Annotated in this window: 26 protein-coding genes; 13 read left to right on the top strand and 13 right to left on the bottom strand. The window is 74.5% G+C overall.

What is annotated here, in order from left to right; genetic code table 11:
* Positions 1-14: 14 nt before the first annotated feature.
* A complete protein-coding gene (locus G6553_RS02270) occupies positions 15-809 on the bottom strand; it encodes a crotonase/enoyl-CoA hydratase family protein (RefSeq protein WP_166188778.1) in 795 nt (264 codons plus the stop codon).
* Positions 810-978: 169 nt separating this feature from the next.
* On the opposite strand from G6553_RS02270, the gene pgm reads away from it, so the two are divergent.
* Together pgm and G6553_RS02260 are read left to right on the top strand one after the other, a co-directional pair.
* Complete coding sequence (gene pgm, locus G6553_RS02265; protein ID WP_166188776.1) at positions 979-2,619, top strand: phosphoglucomutase (alpha-D-glucose-1,6-bisphosphate-dependent); 1,641 nt, start codon at positions 979-981, stop codon at positions 2,617-2,619.
* 59 nt (positions 2,620-2,678) lie between these two features.
* Positions 2,679-3,083 carry a VOC family protein gene (locus G6553_RS02260; protein WP_166188774.1) on the top strand — a complete coding sequence of 135 codons (405 nt, stop codon included), beginning with the start codon at positions 2,679-2,681 and terminating at the stop codon, positions 3,081-3,083.
* Positions 3,084-3,110: 27 nt separating this feature from the next.
* On the opposite strand, the gene G6553_RS02255 is transcribed toward G6553_RS02260, so the two are convergent.
* The 3 genes from G6553_RS02255 to arsM are packed head-to-tail and all read right to left on the bottom strand — an operon-like array spanning position 3,111 to position 5,484.
* Complete coding sequence (locus G6553_RS02255; RefSeq protein ID WP_166188772.1) at positions 3,111-3,539, bottom strand: heat-shock protein HtpX; 429 nt, start codon at positions 3,537-3,539, stop codon at positions 3,111-3,113.
* A gap of 35 nt (positions 3,540-3,574) precedes the next feature.
* On the bottom strand, positions 3,575-4,669 hold the full coding sequence (gene arsB, locus G6553_RS02250) for an ACR3 family arsenite efflux transporter (protein WP_166188770.1): 1,095 nt from the start codon (positions 4,667-4,669) through the stop codon (positions 3,575-3,577).
* Positions 4,666-5,484 (bottom strand): arsenite methyltransferase, encoded by an 819-nt coding sequence (gene arsM / locus G6553_RS02245; RefSeq protein WP_166188768.1) that lies wholly within the window; start codon positions 5,482-5,484, stop codon positions 4,666-4,668. The genes arsB and arsM overlap by 4 nt, the downstream gene beginning before the upstream one ends.
* 88 nt (positions 5,485-5,572) lie before the next feature.
* On the opposite strand from arsM, the gene G6553_RS02240 reads away from it, so the two are divergent.
* On the top strand, positions 5,573-5,917 hold the full coding sequence (locus G6553_RS02240) for a metalloregulator ArsR/SmtB family transcription factor (protein ID WP_207619240.1): 345 nt from the start codon (positions 5,573-5,575) through the stop codon (positions 5,915-5,917).
* Positions 5,918-5,995: 78 nt separating this feature from the next.
* On the top strand, positions 5,996-7,366 hold the full coding sequence (locus tag G6553_RS02235; protein WP_166188766.1) for an HNH endonuclease signature motif containing protein: 1,371 nt from the start codon (positions 5,996-5,998) through the stop codon (positions 7,364-7,366).
* Between the two features lie 285 nt (positions 7,367-7,651).
* On the opposite strand, the gene G6553_RS02225 is transcribed toward G6553_RS02235, so the two are convergent.
* The 4 genes from G6553_RS02225 to G6553_RS02210 all read right to left on the bottom strand — a co-directional run bounded on the left by G6553_RS02225 (position 7,652) and on the right by G6553_RS02210 (position 9,502).
* Positions 7,652-7,957 carry an AzlD domain-containing protein gene (locus G6553_RS02225; protein ID WP_166188764.1) on the bottom strand — a complete coding sequence of 102 codons (306 nt, stop codon included), beginning with the start codon at positions 7,955-7,957 and terminating at the stop codon, positions 7,652-7,654.
* Positions 7,954-8,604, bottom strand: coding sequence for an AzlC family ABC transporter permease (locus tag G6553_RS02220; protein ID WP_166188763.1), 651 nt, complete (start codon positions 8,602-8,604; stop codon positions 7,954-7,956). Before G6553_RS02220 ends, G6553_RS02225 begins: the two co-directional genes overlap by 4 nt.
* 28 nt (positions 8,605-8,632) lie before the next feature.
* Positions 8,633-9,031 (bottom strand): hypothetical protein, encoded by a 399-nt coding sequence (locus G6553_RS02215; RefSeq protein ID WP_166188761.1) that lies wholly within the window; start codon positions 9,029-9,031, stop codon positions 8,633-8,635.
* A 102-nt stretch (positions 9,032-9,133) separates the two neighbouring features.
* Positions 9,134-9,502, bottom strand: coding sequence for a DUF1330 domain-containing protein (locus G6553_RS02210; RefSeq protein ID WP_166188759.1), 369 nt, complete (start codon positions 9,500-9,502; stop codon positions 9,134-9,136).
* A gap of 140 nt (positions 9,503-9,642) precedes the next feature.
* Here G6553_RS02210 and G6553_RS02205 point away from each other — a divergent pair, with 140 nt between their 5' ends.
* Positions 9,643-10,905 (top strand): MFS transporter, encoded by a 1,263-nt coding sequence (locus G6553_RS02205; RefSeq protein WP_166188758.1) that lies wholly within the window; start codon positions 9,643-9,645, stop codon positions 10,903-10,905.
* Here the strand turns inward: G6553_RS02205 and G6553_RS02200 are convergent.
* Entirely contained in the window at positions 10,875-12,122 is a 1,248-nt protein-coding gene (locus tag G6553_RS02200; protein ID WP_166188756.1) for an acyl-CoA desaturase, read from the bottom strand. The two genes, G6553_RS02205 and G6553_RS02200, sit on opposite strands and share 31 nt — an antisense overlap.
* Before the next feature lie 37 nt (positions 12,123-12,159).
* The gene (locus tag G6553_RS02195; RefSeq protein ID WP_166188754.1) at positions 12,160-13,290 is read right to left on the bottom strand and encodes a ferredoxin reductase; all 1,131 of its coding nucleotides are present in this window, start codon (positions 13,288-13,290) and stop codon (positions 12,160-12,162) included.
* 127 nt (positions 13,291-13,417) lie between these two features.
* Here G6553_RS02195 and G6553_RS02190 point away from each other — a divergent pair, with 127 nt between their 5' ends.
* The 3 genes from G6553_RS02190 to G6553_RS02180 all read left to right on the top strand — a co-directional run bounded on the left by G6553_RS02190 (position 13,418) and on the right by G6553_RS02180 (position 16,429).
* Positions 13,418-14,614 carry a helix-turn-helix domain-containing protein gene (locus G6553_RS02190; protein WP_347565447.1) on the top strand — a complete coding sequence of 399 codons (1,197 nt, stop codon included), beginning with the start codon at positions 13,418-13,420 and terminating at the stop codon, positions 14,612-14,614.
* A gap of 83 nt (positions 14,615-14,697) precedes the next feature.
* Positions 14,698-15,336: a fasciclin domain-containing protein gene (locus G6553_RS02185; protein WP_166188752.1), complete on the top strand. Its 639-nt coding sequence runs from the start codon at positions 14,698-14,700 to the stop codon at positions 15,334-15,336.
* A 121-nt stretch (positions 15,337-15,457) separates the two neighbouring features.
* On the top strand, positions 15,458-16,429 hold the full coding sequence (locus G6553_RS02180) for an SGNH/GDSL hydrolase family protein (RefSeq protein ID WP_166188751.1): 972 nt from the start codon (positions 15,458-15,460) through the stop codon (positions 16,427-16,429).
* A 12-nt stretch (positions 16,430-16,441) separates the two neighbouring features.
* Here the strand turns inward: G6553_RS02180 and G6553_RS02175 are convergent, their stop codons facing one another.
* Positions 16,442-17,956: an amidohydrolase family protein gene (locus tag G6553_RS02175; protein WP_166188749.1), complete on the bottom strand. Its 1,515-nt coding sequence runs from the start codon at positions 17,954-17,956 to the stop codon at positions 16,442-16,444.
* Between the two features lie 47 nt (positions 17,957-18,003).
* Between G6553_RS02175 and G6553_RS02170 the strand changes: the two genes are divergently transcribed.
* Positions 18,004-18,657 (top strand): hypothetical protein, encoded by a 654-nt coding sequence (locus G6553_RS02170; RefSeq protein WP_166188747.1) that lies wholly within the window; start codon positions 18,004-18,006, stop codon positions 18,655-18,657.
* A 15-nt stretch (positions 18,658-18,672) separates the two neighbouring features.
* On the opposite strand, the gene G6553_RS02165 is transcribed toward G6553_RS02170, so the two are convergent.
* Positions 18,673-20,154 carry a serine/threonine-protein kinase gene (locus G6553_RS02165; protein ID WP_242679910.1) on the bottom strand — a complete coding sequence of 494 codons (1,482 nt, stop codon included), beginning with the start codon at positions 20,152-20,154 and terminating at the stop codon, positions 18,673-18,675.
* Between the two features lie 46 nt (positions 20,155-20,200).
* Between G6553_RS02165 and G6553_RS02160 the strand changes: the two genes are divergently transcribed.
* The 4 genes from G6553_RS02160 (at position 20,201) to G6553_RS02145 (ending at position 24,827) form a co-directional block, all read left to right on the top strand.
* Complete coding sequence (locus tag G6553_RS02160) at positions 20,201-20,758, top strand: RNA polymerase sigma factor (protein ID WP_166188744.1); 558 nt, start codon at positions 20,201-20,203, stop codon at positions 20,756-20,758.
* A gap of 9 nt (positions 20,759-20,767) precedes the next feature.
* Entirely contained in the window at positions 20,768-22,228 is a 1,461-nt protein-coding gene (locus G6553_RS02155; RefSeq protein ID WP_166188742.1) for a M1 family metallopeptidase, read from the top strand.
* A 14-nt stretch (positions 22,229-22,242) separates the two neighbouring features.
* Positions 22,243-23,241 (top strand): NAD-dependent epimerase/dehydratase family protein, encoded by a 999-nt coding sequence (locus tag G6553_RS02150; RefSeq protein WP_166188740.1) that lies wholly within the window; start codon positions 22,243-22,245, stop codon positions 23,239-23,241.
* Positions 23,242-23,336: 95 nt separating this feature from the next.
* Positions 23,337-24,827, top strand: a complete 1,491-nt coding sequence (locus G6553_RS02145) for a carboxyl transferase domain-containing protein (protein WP_166188738.1) — start codon at positions 23,337-23,339, stop codon at positions 24,825-24,827.
* 18 nt (positions 24,828-24,845) lie between these two features.
* Here the strand turns inward: G6553_RS02145 and G6553_RS02140 are convergent, their stop codons facing one another.
* The gene (locus G6553_RS02140; protein ID WP_166188736.1) at positions 24,846-26,150 is read right to left on the bottom strand and encodes a serine/threonine-protein kinase; all 1,305 of its coding nucleotides are present in this window, start codon (positions 26,148-26,150) and stop codon (positions 24,846-24,848) included.
* Between the last annotated feature and the right edge of the window lie 6 nt (positions 26,151-26,156).

Genomic DNA, 26,156 nt, shown 5'->3' with positions numbered 1-26,156 from the left:
GCGTGCGCCGCTGCTCAGCGACGGACGCGCGGGCCGAACGCCGCGGTGGCGCCCTTGAACGCCGCCTTGCGTGCCGTCGCGGTGTTGCGCAGGAACAGCAGCTGTGCCTGCTCGAGCCGCTCGAGCGCGAACGTGCGCCGCGCACTGCGGCTCGTCGCGCCCTCCAGCAGCCGCTTGGCCGCGGCCAGCTGGTCCGGCGAGCGGGTGGCCAGGCGGCGGGCGAGCGCGGTGGCGGCCTCCACCGGGTCCGACGCCAGCTCGGTGACCAGCCCGAGGTCGTGCGCCTCCGTGCCGGAGACGACGTCGGCGGTCATCGTCAGCAGCTTCGCGGTGTCCGGGCCGACCAGCTCGGTCAGCGACCGGATGCCGGTCATGTCGGGGATGATCCCCCACTTGCCCTCGAGCACCGACCACCGCGAGTCGGGCGAGGCGATCCGGAAGTCGGCCGCGAGCGCGATCTGCAGGCCGCCGCCGAGACAGTGGCCGTGGACCGCCGCGACCACCGGCACCGGCAGGCGGCGCCAGGCCCAGCACGCCTCCTGGAAGGTGTTGGTGCCGCGCCAGGGCACCGGCAGGAACGCCGGCACGATCGCGGCCGGCTTGCGCAGGACGTCCGCGAAGTCGAGGCCGGCGCAGAACGCGTCGCCCTCGCCGGCGATGACGACCGCGCGGACGGTGCGGTCGCGCCGCAGCCGGTGCCCGGTCGCGGCCAGCTCGGCGAGGATCGGCAGGGTCAGCGCGTTCAGCTTCTCCGGGCGGGCGAGCCGCACCTGGGCGATGCCGTCGTCGATCGTGCAGGTCACGGTCATGCGCGAATCCTAGGGAGCGGACTCGCCGGCACCAGGTGTGGCCGAGCGGACGGCGTACGGGTAGATTGGTGCTCGTCCGGCCGCTGGTGCTCCTCGTCGTCCCCCCACGTGCGAGGAAACCACCAGCGGCCGTGACTCATTTACGGGCCTGGTGGGCAATGATCCCGACGTGGCCGACCAGCGCGCGGGACAGCCCGCGGAACCCCGGGACCTCGTCGACGTGGCGCACCTCGTCACCGCCTACTACACCGGGGTGCCCGACCCCGAGGACGTCGCGCAGCAGGTCGCGTTCGGCACCAGCGGCCACCGCGGGACGTCGCTGTCGACCTCGTTCAACGAGACCCACATCCTCGCCACGACGCAGGCGATCTGCGACCACCGGCGCGAGCAGGGGTACGACGGCCCGCTCTTCCTCGGCCGCGACACCCACGCGCTGTCGGAGCCGGCCTGGGCCTCGGCGCTGGAGGTGCTCGTCGCCAACGACGTGACCGTGCTGGTCGACTCCCGCGACGGCTACACCCCGACGCCGGCCGTCTCCCACGCGATCCTGCGCGCGAACGGCGCGCGCACCACCGGCTCCGGGCTCGCCGACGGCATCGTCGTCACCCCGTCGCACAACCCGCCGACCGACGGCGGCTTCAAGTACAACCCGCCCCACGGCGGCCCCGCCGGCAGCGACGCCACCTCGGCGATCGCCGCGCGGGCCAACGCCCTGATCGCCGGTGGCCTCGCCGACGTGCGCCGCGTCCCGTTCGCGCGGGCCCGGGCCACCGCCGGCTCCTACGACTTCCTCGGCACCTACGTCGACGACCTGCCCTCCGTGGTCGATGTCGAGGCGATCCGGGCCGCCGGCGTGCGGATCGGCGCCGACCCGCTCGGCGGCGCGTCCGTGGCGTACTGGTCGGAGATCGCCGACCGGCACGGCCTCGACCTCACCGTCGTCAACCCGCTCGTCGACCCGACCTGGCGGTTCATGACGCTGGACTGGGACGGGAAGATCCGGATGGACTGCTCCTCCCCGCACGCGATGGCCTCGCTCATCGAGCGGCGGGCCGATCACGACATCGCCACCGGCAACGACGCCGACGCCGACCGGCACGGCATCGTCACGCCGGACGCCGGGCTGATGAACCCCAACCACTTCCTCGCCGTCGCCATCCAGCACCTGTTCGGCGGTGCCCGGCCGGGGTGGCCGGAGGGGGCGCGGATCGGCAAGACGCTGGTGTCGTCCTCGATGATCGACCGCGTCGCGGCGTCGCTGGGCCGGCCGATGGTCGAGGTGCCGGTCGGGTTCAAGTGGTTCGTGCCGGGGCTGGTCGACGGGTCGTTCGGCTTCGGCGGCGAGGAGTCGGCGGGCGCGTCGTTCCTGCGCCGGGACGGCAGCGTGTGGACCACCGACAAGGACGGGATCATCCTCGCGCTGCTGGCCTCGGAGATCGTCGCGCACACCGGTCGCTCCCCCTCGGCGCACTACGCCGACCTCGTCGCCGCGCACGGCGAGCCGGCGTACGCCCGGATCGACGCCCCCGCCACCCGCGAGCAGAAGGCCGCGCTGTCGAAGCTGTCCGCCGCCGACGTCACCGCCACCGAGCTCGCCGGCGAGCCGATCACCGCCACGCTCACCGAGGCGCCCGGCAACGGCGCGGCGATCGGCGGGCTCAAGGTCACGACGGAGTCGGCCTGGTTCGCCGCCCGCCCGTCCGGCACCGAGGACGTCTACAAGGTGTACGCCGAGTCGTTCCGCGGCCCCGAGCACCTCGCGCAGGTCCAGGAGGAGGCGCAGGCGCTCGTCAGCGCGGCGCTGGGTTGACCGGGCGAGCCGACCCGCGAGGCCTGGCGACTGTCGGCGGGCGGTCCTAGCGTGCCGTCATGACGAGCTCACCGGATGTCCCCTCGCCCACCACGTCCCCGACGGCGATCAGCCTCGGCGCCGTCAACGTCGCCGCCGACGACCCCGAACGGCTGGGGGCCTTCTGGTCCGCGGTCCTCGGCGTCCCCGCCACGACACCGATGCCGGGCCTGGTGATCCTCCAGCCCGCACCCGGAGGCTTCGGGATGATGTTCATGCAGCGCTCGGACGAGGAGGGCAACCGGCTCCACCTCGACCTCACCGTGCCCTGGGGCAGCCGTGAGGCCGAGGTCGAGCGGCTCGTCGCGGCCGGCGCGGAGTGGAAGTGGGACGTGCTGGAGGAGGTGCCGTGGGTGCGCTGGACGACGCTCGCGGACCCCGAGGGCAACCTCTTCTGCCTCGGAGAGCACCCGCCGTCGTCCTGACCTGTCCGGACCGTCCGGACTCTTCGGTCAGCGGTCGCCGCACACGCTCGGCGCCAGGTCGAGGCCCGGCGCGAGCTCGCGCAGCAGGTCGCGCACCCGCGTGTCGAGGTCGCCGATGATCCGGCGCACGACGGCCGGGTCCTGCCCGCCGGGGTCGTCGACGGGCCAGTCGCGGTAGACGACGCCCGGGACGTAGGGGCACTCCTCGCCGCAGCCGAGCGTGATGGCGAGGTCGCTGGCGGCGACCATGTCCGGGGTGAGGCGCTTCGGGTGCTCACGCGAGGTGTCCAGCCCAAGCCGCTCGAGCGCGCCGGCGACCTCGGGGTGGACGTGCTCGCCGGGCTGCGTGCCGGCGGAGAGCGCGACGACCCGTCCCTGGGCGTAGTGCTCGGTCAGCAGCCGCGCGACCACGGACCGGCCGCCGTTGCGGACGCACGCGAAGACCACCTGCGGCACGCGGCCTCCCGCGGACCGGTCCGACGGCGCGGCGGTCACGAGGCGGCCCCCGCTCGGGGGCCGGGGAAGAAGCGACGCGCCCAGAGGCTGACGTACACGAGGCCGACGAGCACGGGGACCTCGATGAGCGGGCCGACGACGCCGGCGAGGGCCTGGCCGCTGGTGACGCCGAAGACCGCGATCGCCACCGCGATGGCGAGCTCGAAGTTGTTCCCGGCCGCGGTGAAGGCGACGGTGGTCGACCGGGCGTACCCGAGCCCGACCTGACGCGCCAGCAGCAGGGACCCGGCCCACATCAGCACGAAGTAGAGGACGAGCGGCACCGCGATGCGGGCGACGTCGAGCGGCTTGCCGGTGATCGCCTCGCCCTGGAGTGCGAAGAGGACGACGATGGTGAACAGCAGGCCGTAGAGCGCCCACGGACCGATCCGGGGCAGGAGGCGCTGCTCGTACCAGTCGCGGCCGCGCCTCGCCTCGCCGAGGCGGCGGGTGAGGTACCCGGCGACGAGCGGGACCCCGAGGAAGACGACGACGCTGCCGGCGATCTCCCACGGCGAGACGTCGAGCCCGGTGGTGGACAGCCCGAGCCAGCCGGGCAGCAGGTCGAGGTAGAACCAGCCGAGCACGGCGAACGCGAGCACCTGGAAGACGGAGTTGACCGCCACCAGCACGGCGGCGGCCTCGCGGTCGCCGCAGGCGAGGTCGTTCCAGATGATGACCATGGCGATGCAACGGGCGAGCCCGACGATGATCAGCCCGGTGCGGTACTCCGGGAGGTCGGGCAGGAACAGCCAGGCCAGGGCGAACATCAGCGCCGGGCCGAGGACCCAGTTGAGGACCAGCGAGAGCGCCATCATCCGGCGGTCGCGCGCGACCAGGCCGACCTCGTCGTACCGGACCTTGGCCAGCACCGGGTACATCATCACCAGCAAGCCGAGGGCGATCGGCAGCGAGACCGAGCCGACGGTGACCGCGTCGAGGGCGTCGGCGATGCCGGGCACCCACCGGCCTGCGAGCAGGCCGGCGACCATCGCGAGGCCGATCCACAGCGGGAGGTAGCGGTCCAGCGTCGAGAGCCGCGGGACCGCCTGCGTCTCTCGAGTGCCGGCGGTCGACGGCGCGCTCGTCATGCGCCCGGCTTCGTCGCGCGGATGATCGCGCCGTGCATGCCGGGGACGGCCTCGTGGGTGAAGTCGACCTCGGCGTCGACGAACCCGGCGGCCGTGAGGGCGTCGACGTACTCCGTGCGGGAGAGGGCGCCGGCGATGCAGCCGACGTACGACCCACGCTCGGCGCGGTCCCCGGGGGTCAGGTGGTCCTCCGCCACCACGTCGGAGATGCCGATCCGCCCGCCGGGGACGAGGACGCGGTGCATCTCGGAGATGACCTGGGGCTTGTCGACGGACAGGTTGATGACGCAGTTGGAGATGACCACGTCCACAGAGGCGTCGGGGAGCGGCACGTCCTCGATGGTGCCCCGGAGGAACTCGACGTTGGTCGCGCCGGCCCTGGCCGCGTTGGCGCGCGCGAGCTCGAGCATCTCGTCGGTCATGTCGACGCCGTGCACGAAGCCGGTCGGACCGACGCGGCGGGCCGAGAGGAGCACGTCGATGCCGCCGCCGGACCCCAGGTCGAGGACCCGCTCCCCCGCCCGCAGGTCCGCGACCGCCGTCGGGTTGCCGCAGCCCAGGCTGGCCGCGACCGCCTCGGCGGGCAGGCCCTGCTGGTCGTCGTCGCTGTAGAGCACGGCGCCGAACGACTCGTCGACCGCCACGTCGCCGCCGCAGCACGAGCCGCAGTCGGCGTCTCCGGCCACCTGCAGCGCGTGGTTCAGCTCGAGGTTGGTGGCGCCGCCGGCCACGGCGCTGGCGGTTTCGGCGTAGCGGGCGCGGACCTGCTCGCGGAGCTGGTCGTCGGTCGTGCGGGATTCGCTCGTGCTGGTCATCGCCCTGCTCTCATCCATCGGGGCCTGTCGATGGGTCGAGCGTCGTCCATCTATCGACGGATGTCAATGCGTATGTCAGGCTGGACCCATGCCGGCCAGAAGTCTCCCCGTCCTCGACACCACCGCGTGCTGCTCGACGGTCACCGGCGGCGTGCTCGACGCCGACGAGGCCGGCAGGCTGGCACGGATGTTCAAGGCGCTCGGCGACCCGACCCGGGTGCGTCTGCTCTCGCTGATCGCCGCGCAGCCCGATCGCGAGGCGTGCATCTGCGACCTGACCGAGCCGGTCGGGCTCGCGCAGCCGACCGTCTCGCACCACATGAAGCAGCTGGTCGACGCCGGCCTGGTCACCCGCGAGCAGCGCGGGCGCTGGGCGTTCTACCGCGTCGTCGACGACACGCTCGCGGCACTCAGCAGCGCACTCGAGCCGTAGCCCGAGGGACCCTGCGACTCGCTCCCCAGGTTCTCGGCAACCATTGTCGTCGAACGCGTGTTCGTATATCATGAACCCATGACCACCTCCACCCTCGCCCCCGTGGCCGACCTGGCAGACGACGCCGTCACGCCCGGCGCCCTGCTGGACCGGGTGCGCGCGGCGAGGAGGGCGGCGGACGCCGCCGAGGTGGAGCTGCTGGTCCTGGCGGTCGAGTGGGCGCACGCGCACCCGGTGCTGGACGGCCAGCAGGCGTGGGGTGTGCCCGGCTCACCCCCGAGGGCCTCGGGGACCGACGACGACCCGGACGCCGACGTGGCCGGTGACGAGCTGTCCGGGATCCCGCTGGTGCGCTGGGACGCACCGGCCGCGTTCGCCGCGGCCAACGCCATGTCCACCGAGGCCGGGCAGGCGCTGATCCGCGACGCGTTGGTGCTGCGCCACCGCCTGCCCAGGGTCTGGGGCCGCACGCTGGCCGGCGAGGTCGCCGCCTGGCGGGCCCGCCGCATCGCTCAGGCCGTCCTGGGCCGGCCTGACGACGTCACGACGTACGTCGACGACCACGTCGCCCCCGTCGCCGGCGCCATCGGCGTCACCCGTCTCGACCGGATCATCGACGAGGCGATGCTGCGCCTGCACGCCGAGGAACGCGAGCTCACCCAGCTCGCCGCCCTCGACCGACGCTTCGTCCGTCTCGACGAGCGCACCCTCAACCACACCGGCATCGCCGAGCTCGTCGTGCGCGGCGACTGGAAGGACCTCCACGACGTCGACCAGACCATCACCCGCCTCGCCACCGTGCTGGGGCAGGACGGTCAGGCCGGGCACGGGCAGTCCCTCGACGTCCGCCGCTCCATGGCCGTCGGCGTCCTCGCCGACCCCGCCGCAGCCGACGCCCTCCTCCATGGCGACCGGCCCACCCGACCCAGCACCCGCACCGTGCTCCACCTCCACCTCACCGAGGCCGGCCTCTGGGGCCTCGAGCCCGTCGGCCGCAACGAGACCGCCGGCCGCCCCGAGCTCGAGCAGGTCATCCGCTCCTGGTGCGGCCGCACCGACACCCACCTGACCGTCCAGCCCGTCCTCGACCTCGCCGAGCACGCCCACGCCGAGCAGTACGAGGTCCCCGACCGGCTCCGCGACCAGGTCGCCCACCGCGAACCCCCATGCGTCTTCCCCTGGTGCGCCCGCCCCGCCCGCTCCTGCGACTGCGACCACACCCAGACCCACGCCATCGGCGGCCCGACCTGCCCCCACAACCTCGCACCCCTGTGCCGCCGACACCACCGCCTCAAGACCCACACCGGCTGGCACTACCGACCCCTCGACCCCGTCATCGACCCCGGCGTCCACCTCTGGACCGACCCCCACGGCCGCCACTACCTCCGCGGACCCACCGGCACCACCGAGATCACGCCCGAGGCCACCGCCGCCACTACTCCCAGCTGATCCGCCGCCCAATCCGGCCGCACTACCGTCGTGCCGTGGCAACGGTGTGGGACCCGGCGACCCCAGGAGTCCTGGCGCTGCCGAGCGGCCGTGCCGTGCGCGGCCGTGCGTTGGCAGCGGCCGGGCCGGCACCGCGCTCGCGTGCCTGGCCGTGCTCGACGGGGTGCCGGCACAGGAAGCCGTCGGGTTCGTGCGCCGGGGCTACGACCGCCGGGTCGTCGAGACGCCCTGGCAGCGGCGCTACGTCGCCTGGTCCCCGGGCTGACCGAGTCAGGTCAGGACAGGTCAGGTCAGGGCACGGAGCGTGGCGGTCACCGCGACGGCGGTCAGTACCACGACCAGCAACGGCAGGCGCCGCCAGATCATCACCGCCGCGACCGCGACCCCGGCGGCGCTGGCGTCGACCTGGAGCCGCTGGCCCTCGCTGAGGGTGGAGGTGACCACGAGGGCGGCCAGGAGCACCGGCGGCAGCAGCGCGATCACCTTCACAGCGGTCGGTGGCAGCTCCCGGCCGCCGACGAGCACGGGGCCGAAGGCCTTGATGAGGGCCGTCGTCACCGCGAGCGCGCTGATCATCAGCCAGGCGGTCATCGCGCCAGACCCACGAGCGCGGCGGTCCCGGCAGCGAGGACCGGCACCCCGGGCGGGGTGAACGGCACCAGGGCGAGGGCGATCAGTGCGCCGGCGAGCGCCACCCCGCGCGACCGGGGGTCGCGCAGCTCCGCGGCCAGCAGGGCCAGGAAGAAGACCGGGAACACCACGTCGAGGCCGAACCGGCCGGGGTCGCCCGCCACGTCGCCGAGGAACGCCCCGGCCACGGTGCCGGAGACCCAACCGACGTACTGCGGCACGGTCGCGCCCATCATCAGGTGCCGGTCGAACGAGCCGTCCCCGTTGTTGGCGAGCGCCCACGACGGGTCCACCACCGTCTGCCCCTGGAGGGCGCGGCGGCCCGGGCCGCCTCCCAGCGACGGGGCCACCGCGATGCCCATGGCGAGGAACCGGGCGTTCATCAGGCTGCCCGCCAGGACGCTCGGCACCACGCCGCCACCTGCGCCCAGGATCGCCGTGGCGGCGAACTGCGCCGAGCCGGCGTGGACCACCGCCGACATCACGATCGCCTGCACCGCACTGAACCCGGCCTGCACCGCCAGCACGCCGAACGACATCGCGAGCAGGAACCCGACGAACGAGAAGGGCACGCCCGCCCGCAGCCCCCGACGGAACGACTCGCTCACCGGCCCAACCTACGGGCCGGCCGCGGCCTCAGAGGTGGTCGGGGACGATCAGCGCGTCGGGGTCCTGCCGCGGCGGCAGCGCGGCGAGCGCGGCCTGGACGAGGGCGACGCGGCCCTTCACGACGAGCGCGCGGCGCACCCGGCCGACGCTGTCGCCGACCTTCTCCTCGACGACACGGGTGACGTCCTCGTCGGAGTACGTCGGGCGGGTGCCGGGCTCGACCTCGACGTCGGGCAGCGCGACGAGCACGGGCAGCACCTGGTCGCCGAGGGCGTCGAGGTAGCGGAACCGCTGGATCGTCGTCAACGCCTGCCACGCCTCGTCGACGTCGCGCTTGCCACGGCGCACGTCCTTGTCCTGCGCGGCGAAGACCGTCTTCGCGGCGCCGGTCAGGGCGGCGGTCAGCTCGTGCTCGGTGAACCTCACTTGATCTGCCTCACGGGGCCAGTCTGTCCCCCAACGTCGACCGCAGCCACGCCACCTGCCGCCGGCTGTGGAACGGGCCGCCGCGCTGGCCGGGCTGCGGCCTCAGGGGGCCAGCGGGACGGTCGCCTGAAGCACCGCCTCGGTGAGCGCCTCGGACCGCAGCGACGCGACCGCCTGGAACTCCGGGTCGGCCAGCATCTCCGAGAACGCCTGCCGCGAGGGGTAGCGCACCAGCATCACCGCGTCCCACGCCTGGCCGTCCTCGGCGACCAGCGCGGTGGAGCCCTGGCCGTAGTAGACGAGCTCGGCGCCGTACCGCGGGAGGATGTCGGTCCCGACCTTGCGGGAGTACGCCGCGTAGTCGCCGCCGCCGGCCGGGTCGAACCGCAGCAGGTTCAGCATCACCACCGGCCCGCCCGGGTCCTCCGCCAACAGCTGCTGCAGCGCTGCTCCCGTGGGATCGACCGCCATCGTTGCTCCTCGACCCTCGCTCCGCCGATTCCGGGCCCGGTGCCCGTCCGGTCCTAGAATGGCGGACGCACAGGGTTCAGCGCGTTCTTGGAGGCGGGTACGGCGCGCGTCGTCCCGGCGCACCCGAAAGGCCCTCCCGCATGACCCCGCTCGCCTCCTACCGCCGACTCCTGGCGATCGCCGGACCGACGTACGTCGTCGTGGCGTTCCTCGGCCGCCTCCCGCTGGCCATGAGCCAGCTCGGCACGCTCCTGCTCGTCTCGACCGCGACCGACAGCTACGGGCTCGGAGGCCTCAGTGCCGGTGCGCTCGCGGTCGCCAACGCCCTCGGCGCGCCCGTCGCCGGCGCGGTCGCGGACCGCACCGGCCAGCGCCCCGTCGTGCTGGTCCAGTCGCTCCTCGGCGCGGCCGGCCTCGCCTCGCTGGTCGCGGTCGTGCACGCCGACGCGACCGCGCCGTTCGTGGTCGCGACCGCGGCGCTGACCGGCCTCGTCCTGCCGCAGGTCGGCCCGCTCGCGCGCGTGCGCTGGCGCCCGCTCACGCACGGCACCGGGTCGCACCAGCGGCGCCTGGTCGACGCTGCGTTCTCCTACGAGGGCGCCGCCGACGAGGCGTCGTTCGCCATCGGCCCGGCGCTGGTCGGCGTCGCGGTCGCGGTGGTCTCCCCCGGCGGGGCGCTGCTGCTCGCGGCCGGCCTGCTCGCGGTCTTCGGCACGGCCTTCGCGCTCGACCCGTCCGCGCGGCTGACCCGCCGCAACGGCAGCGCGCCGCTGGCGACCGGCCCGCTCGTGACCGCGGTGTTCGTGGTGCTCGCGCTGGCGCAGGTGTCGATCGGGATGCTCTTCGGCGCGACCCAGACCGGCGCGACCGTGCTCGCCAACGACGCCGGCCGGCCCGGGATGGCGGGCCTCGTGCACGCGACGCTGGGCGTCGGCAGCGCGGTGGCCGGCATCGCGACGGCGTACCTCCCCGAGCGGTTCGGCCACGAGCGGCGCGCGCTCGCAGCGGCCGGCACCCTGCTGGCGCTGTCCCTGCCGCTGCTGCTGGTCGACTCGCTGACCGGCGCGTTCCTCACCGTGCTGCTGCTCGGGTTCGCCGTCGCGCCCTACATGATCGCGATCTTCTCCCTCGCCGAGAGGGTCGTCCCGTTGGCCCGCGTCGGCGCCGCGATGACGACCCTCGCCAGCTCCACCGGCCTGGGCTACGCGCTCGGGTCGAGCGTGGCCGGCCGGCTGGCCGACGGCAGCGGCGCGACCGCCGCGTTCGGCGTCACCGTCGGCGCGACCGTCCTCGCCGTCACCCTGATGACGACGCAGCAGGGCCGCCTGCACCGTGCGGTGCAGACGGCCCTGGCCGGAGAGCGCGAGCGCGATCAGGCCGCGGCGGCGACCTCGGTGCGCTGACGGCGGGCGAGCTGCTCGAGGCGGGCCTGGGCGGCACGGCGGGTACGCCGGTCGCCGGTCGCCATCGTCCACAGCAGCGCGAGCTGCTGCGGCGCGTTCGCGGGCGTCGTGGTCTCGAGCCAGCCGTTGGGCAGCGAGAGCCGGACGACCTTGTGCCAGGCGCTGGCGACCTGCTGCGGCAGCGGCGCCTCGTGGTAGTTCAGGCCGTACTTCTCGAACAGCGCCTTCACCTTGGGCGCGACCTCGGCGTACCGGTTCGAGGGCAGGTCCGGGAAGAGGTGGTGCTCGATCTGGTGCGACAGGTTGCCGGTCATCAGGTGCATCAGCTTCGAGCCGGAGATGTTCGCCGAGCCGAGCATCTGGCGCACGTACCACTCGCCGCGCGTCTCGTTCTCGGGGATCGACTTCTTCTCGAAGGTCTCGACGCCCTCGGGGAAGTGGCCGCACATGATCACCGAGTGCGACCACAGGTTGCGCACCAGGTTGGCGGTGAAGTTCGCGGCCAGCGTCGGCAGGAACGAGCCGGTCGGCAGCGCGAGCGCCGGGTTGACGACGTAGTCCTTGGTGGCCTGCTTGCGGATCTTGCGCAGGGTGTTCTTCGCGTTGCGCTTGAACGTCTCGCTGCGCTTCTCCTTCGGCACCGAGAGGTTCTTGCCGAGCTCGAGGTCGTAGGCGGCGATGCCGTACTCGAAGAAGCAGGCGTTGATGAAGTTCCACAGCGGCTGGCCGAGGTACATCGGGTGCCAGCGCTGGTCCTCGTCGACGCGCATGATGCCGTAGCCGAGGTCGTTGTCCTTGCCGACGATGTTGGTGTAGGTGTGGTGGACCTCGTTGTGGCTGTGCTTCCAGCCCTCGGCGGTCGACGCGTTGTCCCACTCCCAGGTGGTCGAGTGGATCTTCGGGTCACGCATCCAGTCCCACTGGCCGTGCATGACGTTGTGGCCGATCTCCATGTTCTCGAGGATCTTCGCGACGGAGAGGCCGACGGTGCCCGCGACCCACGCCGGCGGGAAGACGCTGACCAGCAGCGTCGCGCGGGAGGCGAGCTCCAGGCGACGCTGGATGTTCACGATCCGACGGATGTACGCCGCGTCGCTCTCGCCGCGGCTGTCGATGACGTCCTGACGGATCGCGTCGAGCTCGATGCCGATCTGCTCGATGTCCTCGGGCGTCAGGTGCGCGGTGGGGTTCTCGGGCTTGCGGGTGATCGTCGCCATGGGGATCTCCTTCGGTCAGGGTGCGATGGAGCGGACGTCAGTGGTCGATGGAGCACGCGCCGGCGGCGGCGCTGATGCAGGTCTGGATCGGGACGCCCTGCGGACCGGTCTCACCGGGGACGGCGACGGTCAGCGCGCCGTTGCGCAGGTCGCGCACGGCGCCCTCACGCATCGGCAGGACGCAGGCCATGCAGATGCCCATCCGGCACCCGCTCGGCATGAGGACGCCGGCCTGCTCGGCGGCGTCGAGGATCGGGGTGGTGGCGTCGAGCTCGAGCTCGGTGCCGCCGCCGGTGGCGCCGGTCAGCGTCACGGTGCCGCCGCCCTCGCCGTCGGCAGGGGTGACGACGACCGGGCGGAACCGCTCGGTGGTCAGCTCGAGGCCGCGGTCGGCGTGGTGCTGCTCGAGCGCGTCGAGGAGGCCGGCCGGGCCGCAGGCATAGGTGAGCCGCTCGTCGAGGTCCGGCACGAGCTCGGCGAGCAGCGCCACGTCGAGCACGCCGTGGGTGTCGTCGAAGCGCTCGACCAGCGAGATCCGCCCGGAGGCGTGGAGCGCCCGCAGCTCGCCGCGAAAGATCGCGGCCGACTCCGAGGCGTTGACGTGCACGAGCACGATGTCGGTCGCCGGCGCGGTGGCCTTGGAGTGCAGGTTGCGGAGCATGCCGATGACCGGCGTGATGCCCGAGCCGCCCGTGACGAGCAGCAGCTTGCGGGGCAGCGGCTGCGGCAGCACGAACTCGCCCTCGGGCTGCGCCAGCTGGAGCATCTGCCCCTTGCGCGCGCGGTGGACGAGGTGGTTGCTGACGACGCCGCCCGGGATCGCCTTGACGGTGATGCTGATGCAGCCGTCGGCGCGCGGGCCGTGGGTCAGGGAGTAGGTGCGCCACAGGCGCACGCCCTCGACGTCGACGCCGACCCGGACGTACTGGCCCGGCACGTGGCCGGTCCAGTCGCGCCCCGGCTTGAGGACGATGGTCGCGGACTCGGCGGTCTCGGGCAGGACCTGGACGATCCGGCCCCGCAGCTCGGCGCCCGCGCGCAGCGGATGGAAGACGTCGAGGACGTCGTCGAGCTCCAGCGGGGTGACCGCGGACTCGGCGAAGCGACGCAGGGCGCTCCGGAGCGTGCGGCCACCACCGGGGGTCAGCGGTGCGGCAGCGGTGGTCATGCCTTCCAGTGTCCTGCACGGGAGGGCCAAACTCCTGTGCGAGCGACGTGAACCGGGCTGCGCTTGTTGTTCGCAGGTGACAAACTAGGCCGAGATCGAGCCCGTCACGGCAGCAGGAGGCGCCCCGGTGGTACGACGCGAGCCGCGCCAGCTTCCCACCCCGGCCCTGCACCTGTCCCCCGAGGCGGTCGCCGCCATGCGCGAGGACCTGCCCGTCGTCGCCGAGCGGGTGGTGCAGACGATCGTCGAGGAGGTGCCCAGCTACGTCGCCGCCTTCGACGGGTCGATGGGCGAGACGATCCGCAACGCCGTGCAGCTGGCCCTCGGCGGCTTCCTGACCCTCGCGTCCGGCCGCCGCGGCGTCGACCTGCGGACGCCCGCACCGGCGATGGAGGGCGCCTACCAGCTCGGCCGGGGCGAGGCCCGCAGCGGGCGGACCACCGACGCCCTGCTCGCGGCGTACCGCATCGGCGCGCGGGTGTCGTGGCGTGAGATGTCCACGCGGGCGGTCGACGCGGGGCTGGACGGGCAGACGCTGGCCGCCTTCGCGGAGCTGGTCTTCGCCTACATCGACGAGCTGTCCGCGGCGAGCGTCGCCGGCCACGAGGACGAGCTGGCCACGACCGGCCGCGTCCGCACCCGGCTGCTCGAGCGGGTGGCCCGCGCGCTGCTCGACGGCTCACCGGAGGACGCCGTGCTCGAGGCCGCCGAGCGCGCCGACTGGCCGCCGCCGACGACGCTGACCGCGGTGCTGGTCCCCCGCTCGCAGGTCCGGCCGGTGCTCGGCCTGGTCCCGCCGGCGACGCTCGAGGCCGGGGAGACGAGCGGCGCCGACGAGGTCGGCGTGCTGCTCGTGCCCGACGCTCACGGTCGCTCCCGCGGCGCGCTGCTGCGCACGCTGCGGGGCCGCGGAGCCGTGGTCGGCCCGTCCCGTCCGTGGCTGGAGGTGCGGACCTCGTACGTCCGGGCCCGGCGGGCGCACGCGCTGGGGCTGCGCGACGACACCGAGGCGCACCTGCCCACGCTCGTGCTGACCGCCGACCCCGAGGCGCTCGCCGACCTGCGCGCCCGGGCGCTCGCGCCGCTGGCCGACCTCCGCCCCGCGACCGCCGAGAAGCTGACCGAGACGCTGCGCTCCTGGCTGCTGCACCAGGGACGCCGCGAGGACGTCGCGGCGGACCTCTTCGTGCACCCGCAGACCGTGCGCTACCGCCTCGGGCAGCTGCGCGAGGCGTACGGCGACCGGCTGGAGGACCCGCGGACGGTCCTCGACCTCACGCTCGCGCTGGGCGTCGCCGAGCCCGAACCGGTATCCGAGAACTGATAGAAGATTCACCCAATCCGGCCAGATCCGCGCGGCGAATCCCTCTCGCACCGAGCCCGACCCACCACTCGAGAGGGAGACCCATGAAGCACCGCATCGCCACTGCCGCCGTCGCCGCCCTGGCCGCCTCGACCGCTCTCGCCGGAGCCGTCGCTCCCGCCTCCGCCGCGCCCGCTGCGCCCGCCGCGAAGGCCGGTGACACGAGCCTCGCCGCTGTCCTCGGCGCCGACGGCACCGAGCTCGACAAGAACTGGAAGGACTTTGACCTCACCGAGGCCGCCGTCCTCGCCGTCCTCGACGCCAAGCCGGACAGCCCCGTCGGCCTGCTCACCCAGGGCGACCAGCGCGCCACCGCCTTCATCCCGACTGACCAGGCCTTCCGCCTGCTGGTCAAGGACCTCAAGGGGTTCGCTCCCAAGACCGAGGCCAAGACCCTCAAGCAGGTTGCCAAGCTCGGCGTCGACACCATCGAGACCGTGCTGCTCTACCACGTCGTCGCCGGCAAGACGCTGACCTCCCCCAAGGTCCTCGCGGCCGAGGGCAAGCGCGTCCGGACCGCCCAGGGCGGCAGCATCAAGGTCCACGTCGTCAAGGGCAAGGTCACCCTGCTCGACGCCGACAAGAACGACCGCAACCCGCGCGTCGTCGTGCTCGACATCAACAAGGGCAACAAGCAGGTCGCCCACGCCATCGACCGCGTCCTGCGCCCCGTCGACCTTTGAGCCGACTCCCCTCCAGCGCCCCGGGCGGGACGGACGTGACGTCCGTCCCGCCCGGTCGCGCTCGTGGGACCGGCCCCGTTCGGGCACCGAACGCGCACACCGCCCGACGCCTGGAGACCCCGTGACCCCCACGACGACGGCCCGCCGACTGCGGACCGCCCTGCTGCCGACCGTGCTGCTCGCAGCCCTCACCGCCGGCTGCGCCGGGAGCGACGACACGGGTGCCGAGCCCGACGCGAGCCCGGTCACCCCCTCGTCGAGCATCCCGCGCAGCGACGGCCCGAGCCCGCTGGCCACCCCGGAGCCCGGCCGCTACCCGACGTACGTCGCCATCGGCGACTCCTTCACCGCCGCCCCGCTCGCCGGGCCGACCGCCGACCAGCGCTGCCTCCGCTCCGCGCAGAACTACCCCGCGCAGGTCGCCGAGGCGCTCGGCGCTGAGCTCACCGACGTCAGCTGCACCGGTGCCGACACCGCGAGCCTCATCGGCAGCCAGCGGGTGCTCGGCGGCGGCGTCGTGCCGCCCCAGCTCGACGCGCTGCAGCCCGACACCAGCCTGGTGACGATCGGCATCGGCGGCAACGACTTCGGCATCTACAGCACCCTCACCGGCACCTGTCCCCGCGCCGCCGCCCAGGACCGCGACGGCTCACCCTGCCGCGACGCGCTCGGCCGCGACGGCGTCGTCGAGCTCGAGGCGAACATCCGCACCGTCGGCGACCGGCTCGTCGCCGTCGTCGAGGGCGTGCGCCAGCGTGCGCCGGAGGCCGAGGTGGTCGTCGTCGGCTATCCCGAGATCGTTCCCGCCGACGCCACCTGCCCCGAGCTGCTGCCGCTCGCCGAGGGCGACCACCCCTTCGCCGCCCGGATGGCCCGCCTGCTCGCTCAGGTGCAGGAGCGCGCGGCGGAGCGGGCCGACGTGGCGTACGTCGACACCTACGCCGCCAGCGACGGCCACGACGTCTGCTCCGAGGACCCCTGGGTCAACGGCCGGGTCACCAGTGCCGCCACGGCCCTCGCCTACCACCCGCTCAAGGTCGAGCAGGAGGCCGTCGCCGGCCTGGTGCTGGAGAAGCTCGCCTCGGCCGGTTGAGCGTCGCCGTCGTCAGAGGTCCCGGTGGACGACGACCCCGTCGACGACGGTGAGGGCGACGGACATCGAGCGGAGGGCGGCCCCGGCGTCGGCGGTGGTGGGGTGGTCGGCGAGGGGATCGGCCTCGAGGAGGACGAGGTCGCCGCGGGAGCCGACGGCGACGGTGGGCTGACCGTCGACGGAGGCGGCGAGGGCCTCCTGGGCAGTGATCCCCTGCTCGCCGTGCCACGGGCCGCGCTCGTCGGCGCTGCGGTGGACGGCCGCGGCGATCGCCAGCCACGGGTCGAGCGGCGAGACGGGCGCGTCGGAGCCGAGCGCGAGCTCCACGCCGTCGTCGAGCATCCAGCGGAACGCGAAGCACCGCGCGGACCGCTCGCCCCAGATCCGCTCGGTGATGTCGCGGTCGTCGAGCAGGTGGGCGGGCTGGACGCTGGCGCGGATGCCGAGCTCGGCCATGCGGCGCACGTCGTCGCGGCCGACCATCTGGGCGTGCTCGATGGAGCCGCGCGCGCCGGTGGCGGCGTACGACGCCAGCGCCTCGGCCACGGCGGCGTCGCCGATGGCGTGGGTGGCGACCTCGAGGCCGGCCGCGTGGGCGCGGGCGAGGTGCTCGCGCAGCTCGTCGCCGGAGAGGTTGGGCTGGCCGGCGGGGTACTCGAGGCGGTGCGCGTCGCCGTAGGGCTCGCAGCACCACGCGGTGCGGGTATTGAGCGAGCCGTCGCTGATGATCTTCAAGGAGCCCATCGTCAGCCGCGGGCCGCCACCGGGGAGCGGGTCGCCGGTGCGGAGGCCGGCGGCGAGCACCTCCTCGAGCGTCTCGACGTACGACGCCGCGCGCACGCGCAGCAGGTCGGCGCCGCCGTTCCACCGCTCGACCCACTCCAGCGGGCCGCGGCCGAACTCGTAGTCGACGATGCCGACGACGCCGAGGGCGGCGGCGGCCTCGAGCGAGCGGCGGTAGGCCTCGGGCGAGGTGCCGTCGTTGCCGACGAGCGTGACGAGGCGCGGGTAGACCGCGAACCACTCGGTCTCGCGGACCACGGAGTCGCGGACCGGCATCGCGAGGTGGAGCAACGCGGTGGTGTTGAGCCAGGCGTGGTGGCCGTCGCCGCTGATGAGGACGACGGGGGTGTGCCCGGAGACCGCGTCGAGCTCGGAGACGGTGACCTCGCGGTCCCAGCCGCCGGAGCGGTGGCCCCAGCCGATGACGGGGTGGTCGGGCTGCTCGGCGACGCGCTCGGCGACGGCGCGGGTGACGTCCTCGGGGGTCCGGGTCGCGCCGAGGTCGAGCCGCTGCGAGGCGAGCGTCCACTGCGCCATGTGGACGTGCTGGTCCCACAGGCCGGGGGCCAGCCAGCGGCCGGCCGCGTCGACCTCCTCGACGCCGTCGGGCCGGGCCAGGCCGGGGCCGACGGCGGCGACCGCTCCGCCCTCGACGAGCACGTCCACCGGGTCCGGGCCGACGACCGCGGCGTCCTCGGGGCGGAGCGGCACCACGCGGGCGTTCCGCAGCAGCAGGCTGGTCATGGGGCAGAACGTAGCGGCGCGGTCGAACCCGTCTACCCTCGGGCGCCATGAGCACGCGACGTCCGGGGGCCGCGGTCCTCGCGGTCGTCGTCGTGGTCGCCGGGGCGGTCGGGCTCGCGGGCGGGGCGCTGGTCGGCGTGCTGACGCGCGAGGAGCCGCGCACGTCGGCGACGGCCGCGCCGGTGCCGGCCGTCTCGCCGTCGTACCCGGTCGACCCGCCGCCGCTCGTCGAGCCCGACCCCGACACCCCCAAGCTCGAGCCGGGCGTGCCGCTGCGGCCGGTCGAGCTCGGCATCCCGCCGTTCGGCCTGCGGCTGCCGGTGCCGGCCGGGTGGCTGCGGAGCAACTCCTCGCAGGGCGAGTGGAAGTGGTTCCCGCCGGGGCAGCCCACCGACCACGCCTACTTCCTGCGCGTGCGGCTCGTCACCGGGTTCCAGACCCGCGAGTCCGCGCTGCAGGACCGGCTCGACGCCCTCGAGGGTGCCTCCGACGTGGAGGACCTGGTGGTCGAGGCGCAGACCCGGGACGGGTTCACCGCGACGTACGTGACCGCCCGGCACCGCCGCGTGGCGATGGAGCGGTTCCTCTCCCTCGACGGCCGCACCGCCTACGCGACCGTCGCGGTCGTCGGGCGCGAGCGCGACCGGCTCGGGATGGCCGACCTGGCGGAGCGGATCATGCGCCAGGCCACCAGCTCCTGACGGGCTCCCCGGGGCTCAGATGCCGTGGGTCTCGACGCTGTCGAGCACCCGGTTGGCGGTCGCCCGGTCGTCGCTGCGCACCTGCACCCACAGCAGCCGGTTGTCGGCGACCTGGACGACCCGCTCGACGGTGACGCCGTCGGGGCAGCCGGTGTGCACGACGGTCGTCGAGGGGTCACCGGAGGTCTCGGTGACCGGCTCCTGCGCCTCCCCGCACTCGGGGTGCTGCGGCATCGTCGTCGGCAGCCGGGTGCCGGGGAAGAGCCCGAGGAAGACCCCCTCGGCCGGCGTCGCCGGGTCGTTCCAGTCGGTGCGGGTGCCGACGGAGAGAGCGGGGTACGCCGCGTCGCCGGTCGGCGGCGTCCAGCCGTCGGTCGCGACGGAGCGCTCCCAGTCCCCCGGGACCGCGACGCTCAGGCTGCCGTCGTCGTCGGTCAGCCGGACCTCCCCGTCGCGGTCGGCCTGCCAGGCGTAGCCGGCCACGGTACCGGCCACCAGCGCGCCCGCGGCCAGGACCGCCGCGACGGTCCAGCGGGGGCGCGAGGGCCCCGCCGGCGTGCTCGGCCGGGGCAGCGGCCCGGCGGCCGGCGGCTCGCCGGCCGGAGCCGGGGCCGGCCGGGCGCCGGGCTGGGTCAGCTCGGGGTCGAGCGGCAGCCACGGGGCGGGGGCGGCGGCCACGCAGTCGAGGGTCGCCTCGAGCGCCTCGACGAACGCCGCGACGTCCGGGTACCGCTCCTCGCGGTCGACCGCCAGCGCCCGGCGCACGACCGCGTCGGTGGCGTCCGGGAACGGCCGCTCCGGCGTCGACAGCGGCGGGGGCGGGGCCGGCGCGGCGGCGGCGCCCAGGGTCGTGTGGGTGTACGGCGCCCGGCCGGCCAGCAGCAGGTAGGCCAGCGCGCCGAGGGAGTACTGGTCCGCGCGCGCGTCCAGCGGCTCGGCCTGCGCCTGCTCCGGCGAGACGAAGGTGGGCGTGCCCGCGACCATCGTCAGCCGCGAGGACACGTCGAGCGCCTTGCCCAGCCCGAGGTCGCCGAGCATCGCGCGGACCGTGCCGTCGACGGTCCGGAAGAGCACGTTGGCCGGCTTCACGTCCCGGTGCAGGATGCCGCGGGCGTGCAGCGCGGTCAGCCCGGCGCCGACCTGGCGGACCACCTCGACCGCCTGCGACACGGTCAGCCCGGGGACGTCCGAGCCGTCGGCGGCCAGCCGGTCCGCGAGCGTGCCCTGGTCGGCGTACGCCATGACCAGGTAGGGCCGGCCGTCGTCGAGCTCGCCGGCGTCGTACACGGGGACGACGTGCGGGGACTCGACCCGTCGCAGGTAGCGGCCCTCCTCGACGAACCGGCGCAGGACGTGGGAGTCCCCGGTCCAGTTGTCGGCCAGCACCTTGACCGCGACCGGGCTGTCGAGCTGCTCGTCGTAGGCCAGCCAGACCGTCGCGAAGCCCCCGGAGCCGAGACGTCGGCGCACGGCGTAGCGACCGAGACGGGCGGGCATGGACACCCCGGCATTATGTTGCAGCCGACGGGGGAGGACACCAGGCATGGCCACCGAGACGCCCACACCGGACGACATCGACGAGCTCGCGCGGCGGGCGCAGGCCGGCGACCGCGACGCGCTCGAGGACCTGCTGACGGCCGTGCGTCCGCGGGCGCTCAACGTGTGCCGCGGCGTGCTGCCGCACCTCGCCGACGCCGAGGACGCCTGCCAGGAGGCGCTGCTCAACATCGCGAGCAAGATCGGGTCGTGGGGCGGCCGCGGCCGGTTCACCACGTGGATGCACGTCGTTGCCGTCAACAGCGCGCGGTCGACGTACCGCCGGATGAAGAACCAGGCCGTCGCCAGCGACGTGCTGCCCGCCGAGCGGCCCGACCCGCGCACCACCTCGGTCATCGCCGGCACGCGCCTGGACCTGCTCGAGGCGATGGAGACCCTCGAGCGCGACCACCCGCAGATGGTCGAGCCGCTGCTGCTGCGCGACGTCTACGGCATGGCGTACGACGACATCGCCGGGCTGCTCGGGCTGCCGACGGGCACCGTCAAGGCCCAGGTCCACCACGGCCGCAAGCTCGTGCGGCCGATGCTGCGCCCCGATGAGTGAGGTGCGCGGGTGACGCGGCGTACGCCGCTCGGGTGCGGCCTGCTGGTCGCCGCGCTCCTCGCGGGCTGCACCGCCGACCAGCCGGACGGGCCGCGGGAGCCGGCGGCCCACCCGCCGCCGGTCGAGGCGCCCGCGGACGCGCTGGACCTGGCGGTCAACGAGCCGCAGGAGGACTCGGTCTACCCCGAGGTCGGCGACCCGGGCGTCGACGCGCTGCACTACGACCTCTCGCTGGACTGGGACCCCGAGCGACGGGTGCTCGACGGGCGGGAGCGGCTGACGTTCCGCGCCACCGCGAACGACGACAGCGTGCAGCTCGACCTGTCCCCCGAGCTCACGGTGCGGTCGGTGACCCTCGACGGCGAGGAGGTCGAGTGGCGGCACGACGGCAAGGACCTGGTGCTCGAGCACGAGGTCGTCGAGGACCAGCGCCACGAGGTGGTCGTGGCGTACGCCGGCACGCCCCGCCCCACCGCCGCACCCACGACCCGCGGCGACTTCAGCACGACCGGGTGGACCACCACCGACGAGGGCTGGACCTGGACGATGCAGGAGCCGTACGGCGCCCACACCTGGTACGCCGTCAACGACCACCCCTCCGACAAGGCCCTCTACGACATCACGGTCAGCGTGCCGAGCCCCTGGACCGGGGTGGCCGGCGGCGAGCTGGTCTCCCGCGAGGAGCGCGACGGCCGGACGGTCACCCGGTGGCACCTGGCCGAGCCGGCGGCGGCATACCTCGTGACGGTCGCGACCGGCGACTACACCAGCACCGAGGCGACGTCGGCGAGCGGCGTGCCCGTCACCTGGTGGGTCCCGCGCGACCGGCCGCAGCTGGGCCGCGGCGCCCGGACCATGGCCCGCGAGCTGGCGTGGCTGGAGGAGCGGCTCGGGCCCTACCCGTACGACACCGCCGGTGCCGTGCTGGTCGAGTCGCTCAGCGGCATGGAGACCCAGACGATGATCACGCTCGGCATCAGCGACTACACGCTCTCGGCGCCGGTGGTCGTGCACGAGCTGGCGCACCACTGGTACGGCAACCAGGTCACGCCCGAGGACTGGCGCGACGTGTGGATGAACGAGGGCATGGCGATGTACCTCCAGGTCCTCTGGCAGGCCGAGCACGAGGGCCCCGGCCTCGACCGGCTCCTCGACGCCTACGCCGAGCGCGAGGTGGTGGAGCGCGCCGAGGCCGGCCCGCCGGGCGCCTTCGACCCGCGGGCGTTCGGGGAGTCGAACATCTACTACGGCCCGATGCTCATGTGGCACGAGCTGCGCGAGCGGCTCGCCGCCCGCGACGGGGACGACGACGCGTTCTGGACGATGGTCCGCGCGTGGCCCGCGTCGCGCGACAACGGCACCGCCGACCGCGAGGAGTACCTCGCCTGGGTCGAGGACCACACCGGCCTGGAGCTGACGTCCTTCTTCGACGCGTGGCTGATGGGTTCCACCACGCCGCCGCGGTCCTGAGGCACGCTGTCGGCATGCGGCTCCTCGTGCTCGGCGGCTCGGTGTTCCTCTCGCGTGCGGTGGCCGAGGAGGCCGTCGCCCGGGGTCACGAGGTGACCTGCGCGTGCCGCGGCACGTCCGGCTCGTTGCCGGACGGGGTCGCCCACGTCGAGCTCGACCGTGCGCAGTCGTCGCCGCAGGCGGTGGCCGAGGCGCTCGGCGCGGCGTACGACGCGGTCGTGGACGTCGCGCGGCAGCCGTCCTGGGTGCGTGCCGCGGTGGCCGCCGTGCCGGACGCGCACTGGGTCTTCGTGTCGACGATCAACGTGTACGCCGACGAGTCGACGCCCGGCGGACGGCCCGGCACCCTGCCGCTGCGCGAACCGCTCCGGGACGACACCGACCTCGCCGCCGACCCGGAGGCGTACGGCCCGATGAAGGTCGCCTGCGAGTCGATCGTCCGCGACGGCGCGGCGTCCGCCGCGGTCGTCCGGCCGGGGCTGATCGTCGGCCCGGGCGACCCGACGGGGCGGTTCCCCTACTGGCCGGCGCGCTTCGCCGACGTCGCCTCCGCCCCGACCGTGCTCGCGCCCGGCGACCCGGAGGACGTCGTGCAGGTCGTCGACGTGCGCGACCTCGCGGCGTGGCTCGTCACCCTGGCCGAGCAGCGGACCGTCGGCGACTTCGACGGGGTCGGGGAGCCCACCTCGATCCGCGACCTCCTCGCCGCCGTCGCGCTCGGCTCCGGCGGCGGCGACGCCCTGCTGCGGTGGACCCCCGCGGCCGACCTCGAGGCGCACGACGTGCAGCCGTGGGCCGGCGACCGGTCGTTGCCGCTGTGGCTGCCGCGCCCCGCCCACGACGGCCTCCTCGCCCACGACGTCGAGCCGTCCCTTGCCGCCGGCCTCACCCTCCGCCCCGTCGAGGACACCGCCCGCGACACCCTCGCCTGGCTCCGAGCCAGCCCCGACGCCCCCGTCACCGGCCTCACCCGCGCCGAGGAGGCCGCTGTCCTCACCTCGCTGACCGGCTGACCGTCCGGGCCTTCGGCAGGGGTTGCCCGCGGGCGGGGGAACCTTCGTCAACGGTCGCTGGGGGCGTGGCCGGCAGGAGCGGTTAGGTTCGCAGCATGGGCCGACCGAATGCTGCCGCGCTGATCGACCTGGTGCTCGACGAGGGGTCGTGGGTCTCCTGGGACACCCGGCCGGAGCGGGCCGGCATCTCCGAGGAGTACGCCGCCGAGCTGGCCCGCGCCGAGGAGAAGAGCGGCGTCGACGAGTCGGTGCTGACCGGCGAGGGCCTGATGCGCGGGCGTCGCGTGGCGGTCATCGTGGGCGAGTTCGGCTTCCTGGCCGGGTCGATCGGCCGCGCCAGCGCCGACCGGATCGTGGCCGGCATCGAGCGCGCGACCCGCGAGGGTCTCCCGCTGCTCGCGGCGCCGGTCAGCGGCGGCACCCGCATGCAGGAGGGCACGCCGGCGTTCGTGCAGATGGTCCGCATCAGCGAGGCCGTCGCCGCGCACAAGGCAGCCGAGCTGCCGTACCTCGTCTACCTCCGCCACCCCACCACCGGCGGCGTGATGGCGTCGTGGGGCTCGCTGGGCCACGTGACCGTCGGCGAGCCGGGCGCGCTGCTCGGCTTCCTCGGACCGCGGGTCTACGAGGCGCTCTACGGCAAGACGTTCCCCGAGGGCGTCCAGACCGCGGAGAACCTCTACTCCCGCGGCATCATCGACGCCGTCGTCGCCCCCGAGGACATCGCGGAGATCCTCGACCGCGCGCTGACCGTCATCCTCGCCCCGCGCCGCGGCATCACGCCCACGACGCTCGACGCCCAGGCGACGTACGACGACCCCGGCACCGCGCCGGACGTCGAGACCTGGGACGCGGTCACCCGCTCGCGGCGCCCGGACCGGCCCGGCGTGCGCCGGCTGCTGCGGTACGCCGCCGACGAGGTCGTGCCGCTCAACGGCACCGGCCAGGGCGAGCAGGACCCGGGGCTGTTCATCGGGCTGGTCCGGTTCGGCGAGGCACCCTGCGTGTTCCTCGGCCAGGACCGCCGCGGCCAGACCGCCGAGCAGCCGATGGGTCCGGGCGCGCTGCGGGAGGCCCGCCGCGGCATGCGGCTCGCCTCCGAGCTCGGCCTGCCGCTGGTCACCGTCATCGACACCCGCGGCGCGGCCCTGTCGGCCGACGCCGAGAACGGCGGCCTCGCCGGCGAGATCGCCCGCTCGCTCGCCGACCTGGTCACCCTCGACGCACCGACCCTGTGCCTGATGCTCGGCGAGGGCAACGGCGGCGGCGCGCTGGCGCTCCTCCCCGCGGACCGCGTCGTCGCAGCCCAGCACGCCTGGCTCTCCCCGCTGCCGCCCGAGGGCGCGAGCGCGATCGTGCACCGCGACCTCGACCACGCCCCGGAGATGGCGCGCAAGCAGCAGGTGCGGGCGCTCGACCTGCACCGGCTCGGCATCGTCGACCGGATCGTCGCCGAGCGGCCCGACGCGGCCGACGAGGCGGAGGCGTTCTGCCGCCGGGTCGGGGCGGTGCTGGAGCACGAGCTCGCCGCGCTGCTGGACCGCGGCCCCGGCAGCCCGGCCGACCGCGCCCGCCGGTACGTCTAGGGCAAGGTCAGGCCCGGGTCACTCCTCGACGACGCCGCCCGAGCACGCGGCGAGGGCCGTGCCGAACGCGGTGCGCATCTCCTCGGGCATCTCCGAGGACGGCAGGTCCACGAACGACGAGTCGTCGTCGAGGAACCCCTCCTCGCGCATCCGCTCCATCCCGGTCCCGTCGACCCAGTGCTCGGCCATGCAGGTCGCGAGCGCCTCGTCGTCGATCCCCTGCTCCGCGAAGGCCGCAGACACGCTCGCCACCGCCGTCGCCCGGTCGAGCGTCCCGACTGCGGTCGCACCCGTCGCCGGGTCGTCCGTCGGCTCGTCGTCGCCCCAGGTCAGCGCCCACAGGACGACTCCGGCGACGGCGAGCGCCAGCAGCGCCGCGACGACGACGGCGATCCGCCGGCGGGCGTGCGGCGGCGCCGGGAGGGGGGCCGCCGGAGGTGGGTCGACCGCCTCGACCGGCACCACGTGCCCCTCGGCCGGCAGCCGCAGCAGGTCGCGCAGGTCGTCGCGCAGCGGCCTCGCGTCGGCGTACCGCTCGGCCGGGTCCTTGGCCATCGCACGCGCCAGCACCCGGTTGATGCCCTCGACCAGCGAGCCGTCGCCGGTCAGCTGCGGCACCGGCTGCTCGCGGTGGGCGGTGACCAGCTCCCACTCCGAGGAGCCGGAGTACGGCGGGGCGCCGGCGAGCGTGGTCCACAGCAGGCAGCCGAGGGAGTAGACGTCGCTGCGCGGGTCGGCCGGGGCGCCGCTGTGCAGCTCGGGCGCCATGTAGTCGGGCGTGCCCGGCGCCGTCGCGGTGTGGTCGCCGGCGGCGGGGCGGACGATCCCGAAGTCGCCGAGGTACGCCGTGACGCCACCGTCGCGGCGCCGGAGCAGGACGTTGGACGGCTTGACGTCGCGGTGCACGAACCCGGCGGCGTGGACGTCGGCGAGCCCCGTCGCGACCTGCGCGGCGATGTCGACCGCTGCCTCGCGCGGCGGGACCCCGCGGGCGCGCAGCTGCTCGGCCAGGTCGCCGTCGGGGACGTGCTGCGTGACGAGGTAGAGCCGGCCGTCGGCCTCGCCGTGGTCGTAGACGTGGACGACGTGCGGGGAGTCCAGCGAGGCCTGGGCCTGCGCCTCGCGCACGAACCGGGCGCGGAAGTCGTCGTCGTCGGCCAGCCGCGGCGCGATGACCTTGATCGCGACCTGCCGGTGCAGCCGCGAGTCCAGCGCCTCGAAGACCCAGCCCATGCCGCCGGCACCGATCCGCGCGCCGATGCTGTACGGCCCGAGCCGGTCCCCCAGCTCGGGGTAGCCGTCGTCCTGCCCCTCATCCGTCACGGGTTC

The organism is Nocardioides sp. IC4_145 (genome assembly GCF_011250565.1).
Classification (GTDB): domain Bacteria; phylum Actinomycetota; class Actinomycetes; order Propionibacteriales; family Nocardioidaceae; genus Nocardioides.
This window is presented reverse-complemented; position numbering and strand designations above follow the sequence as displayed.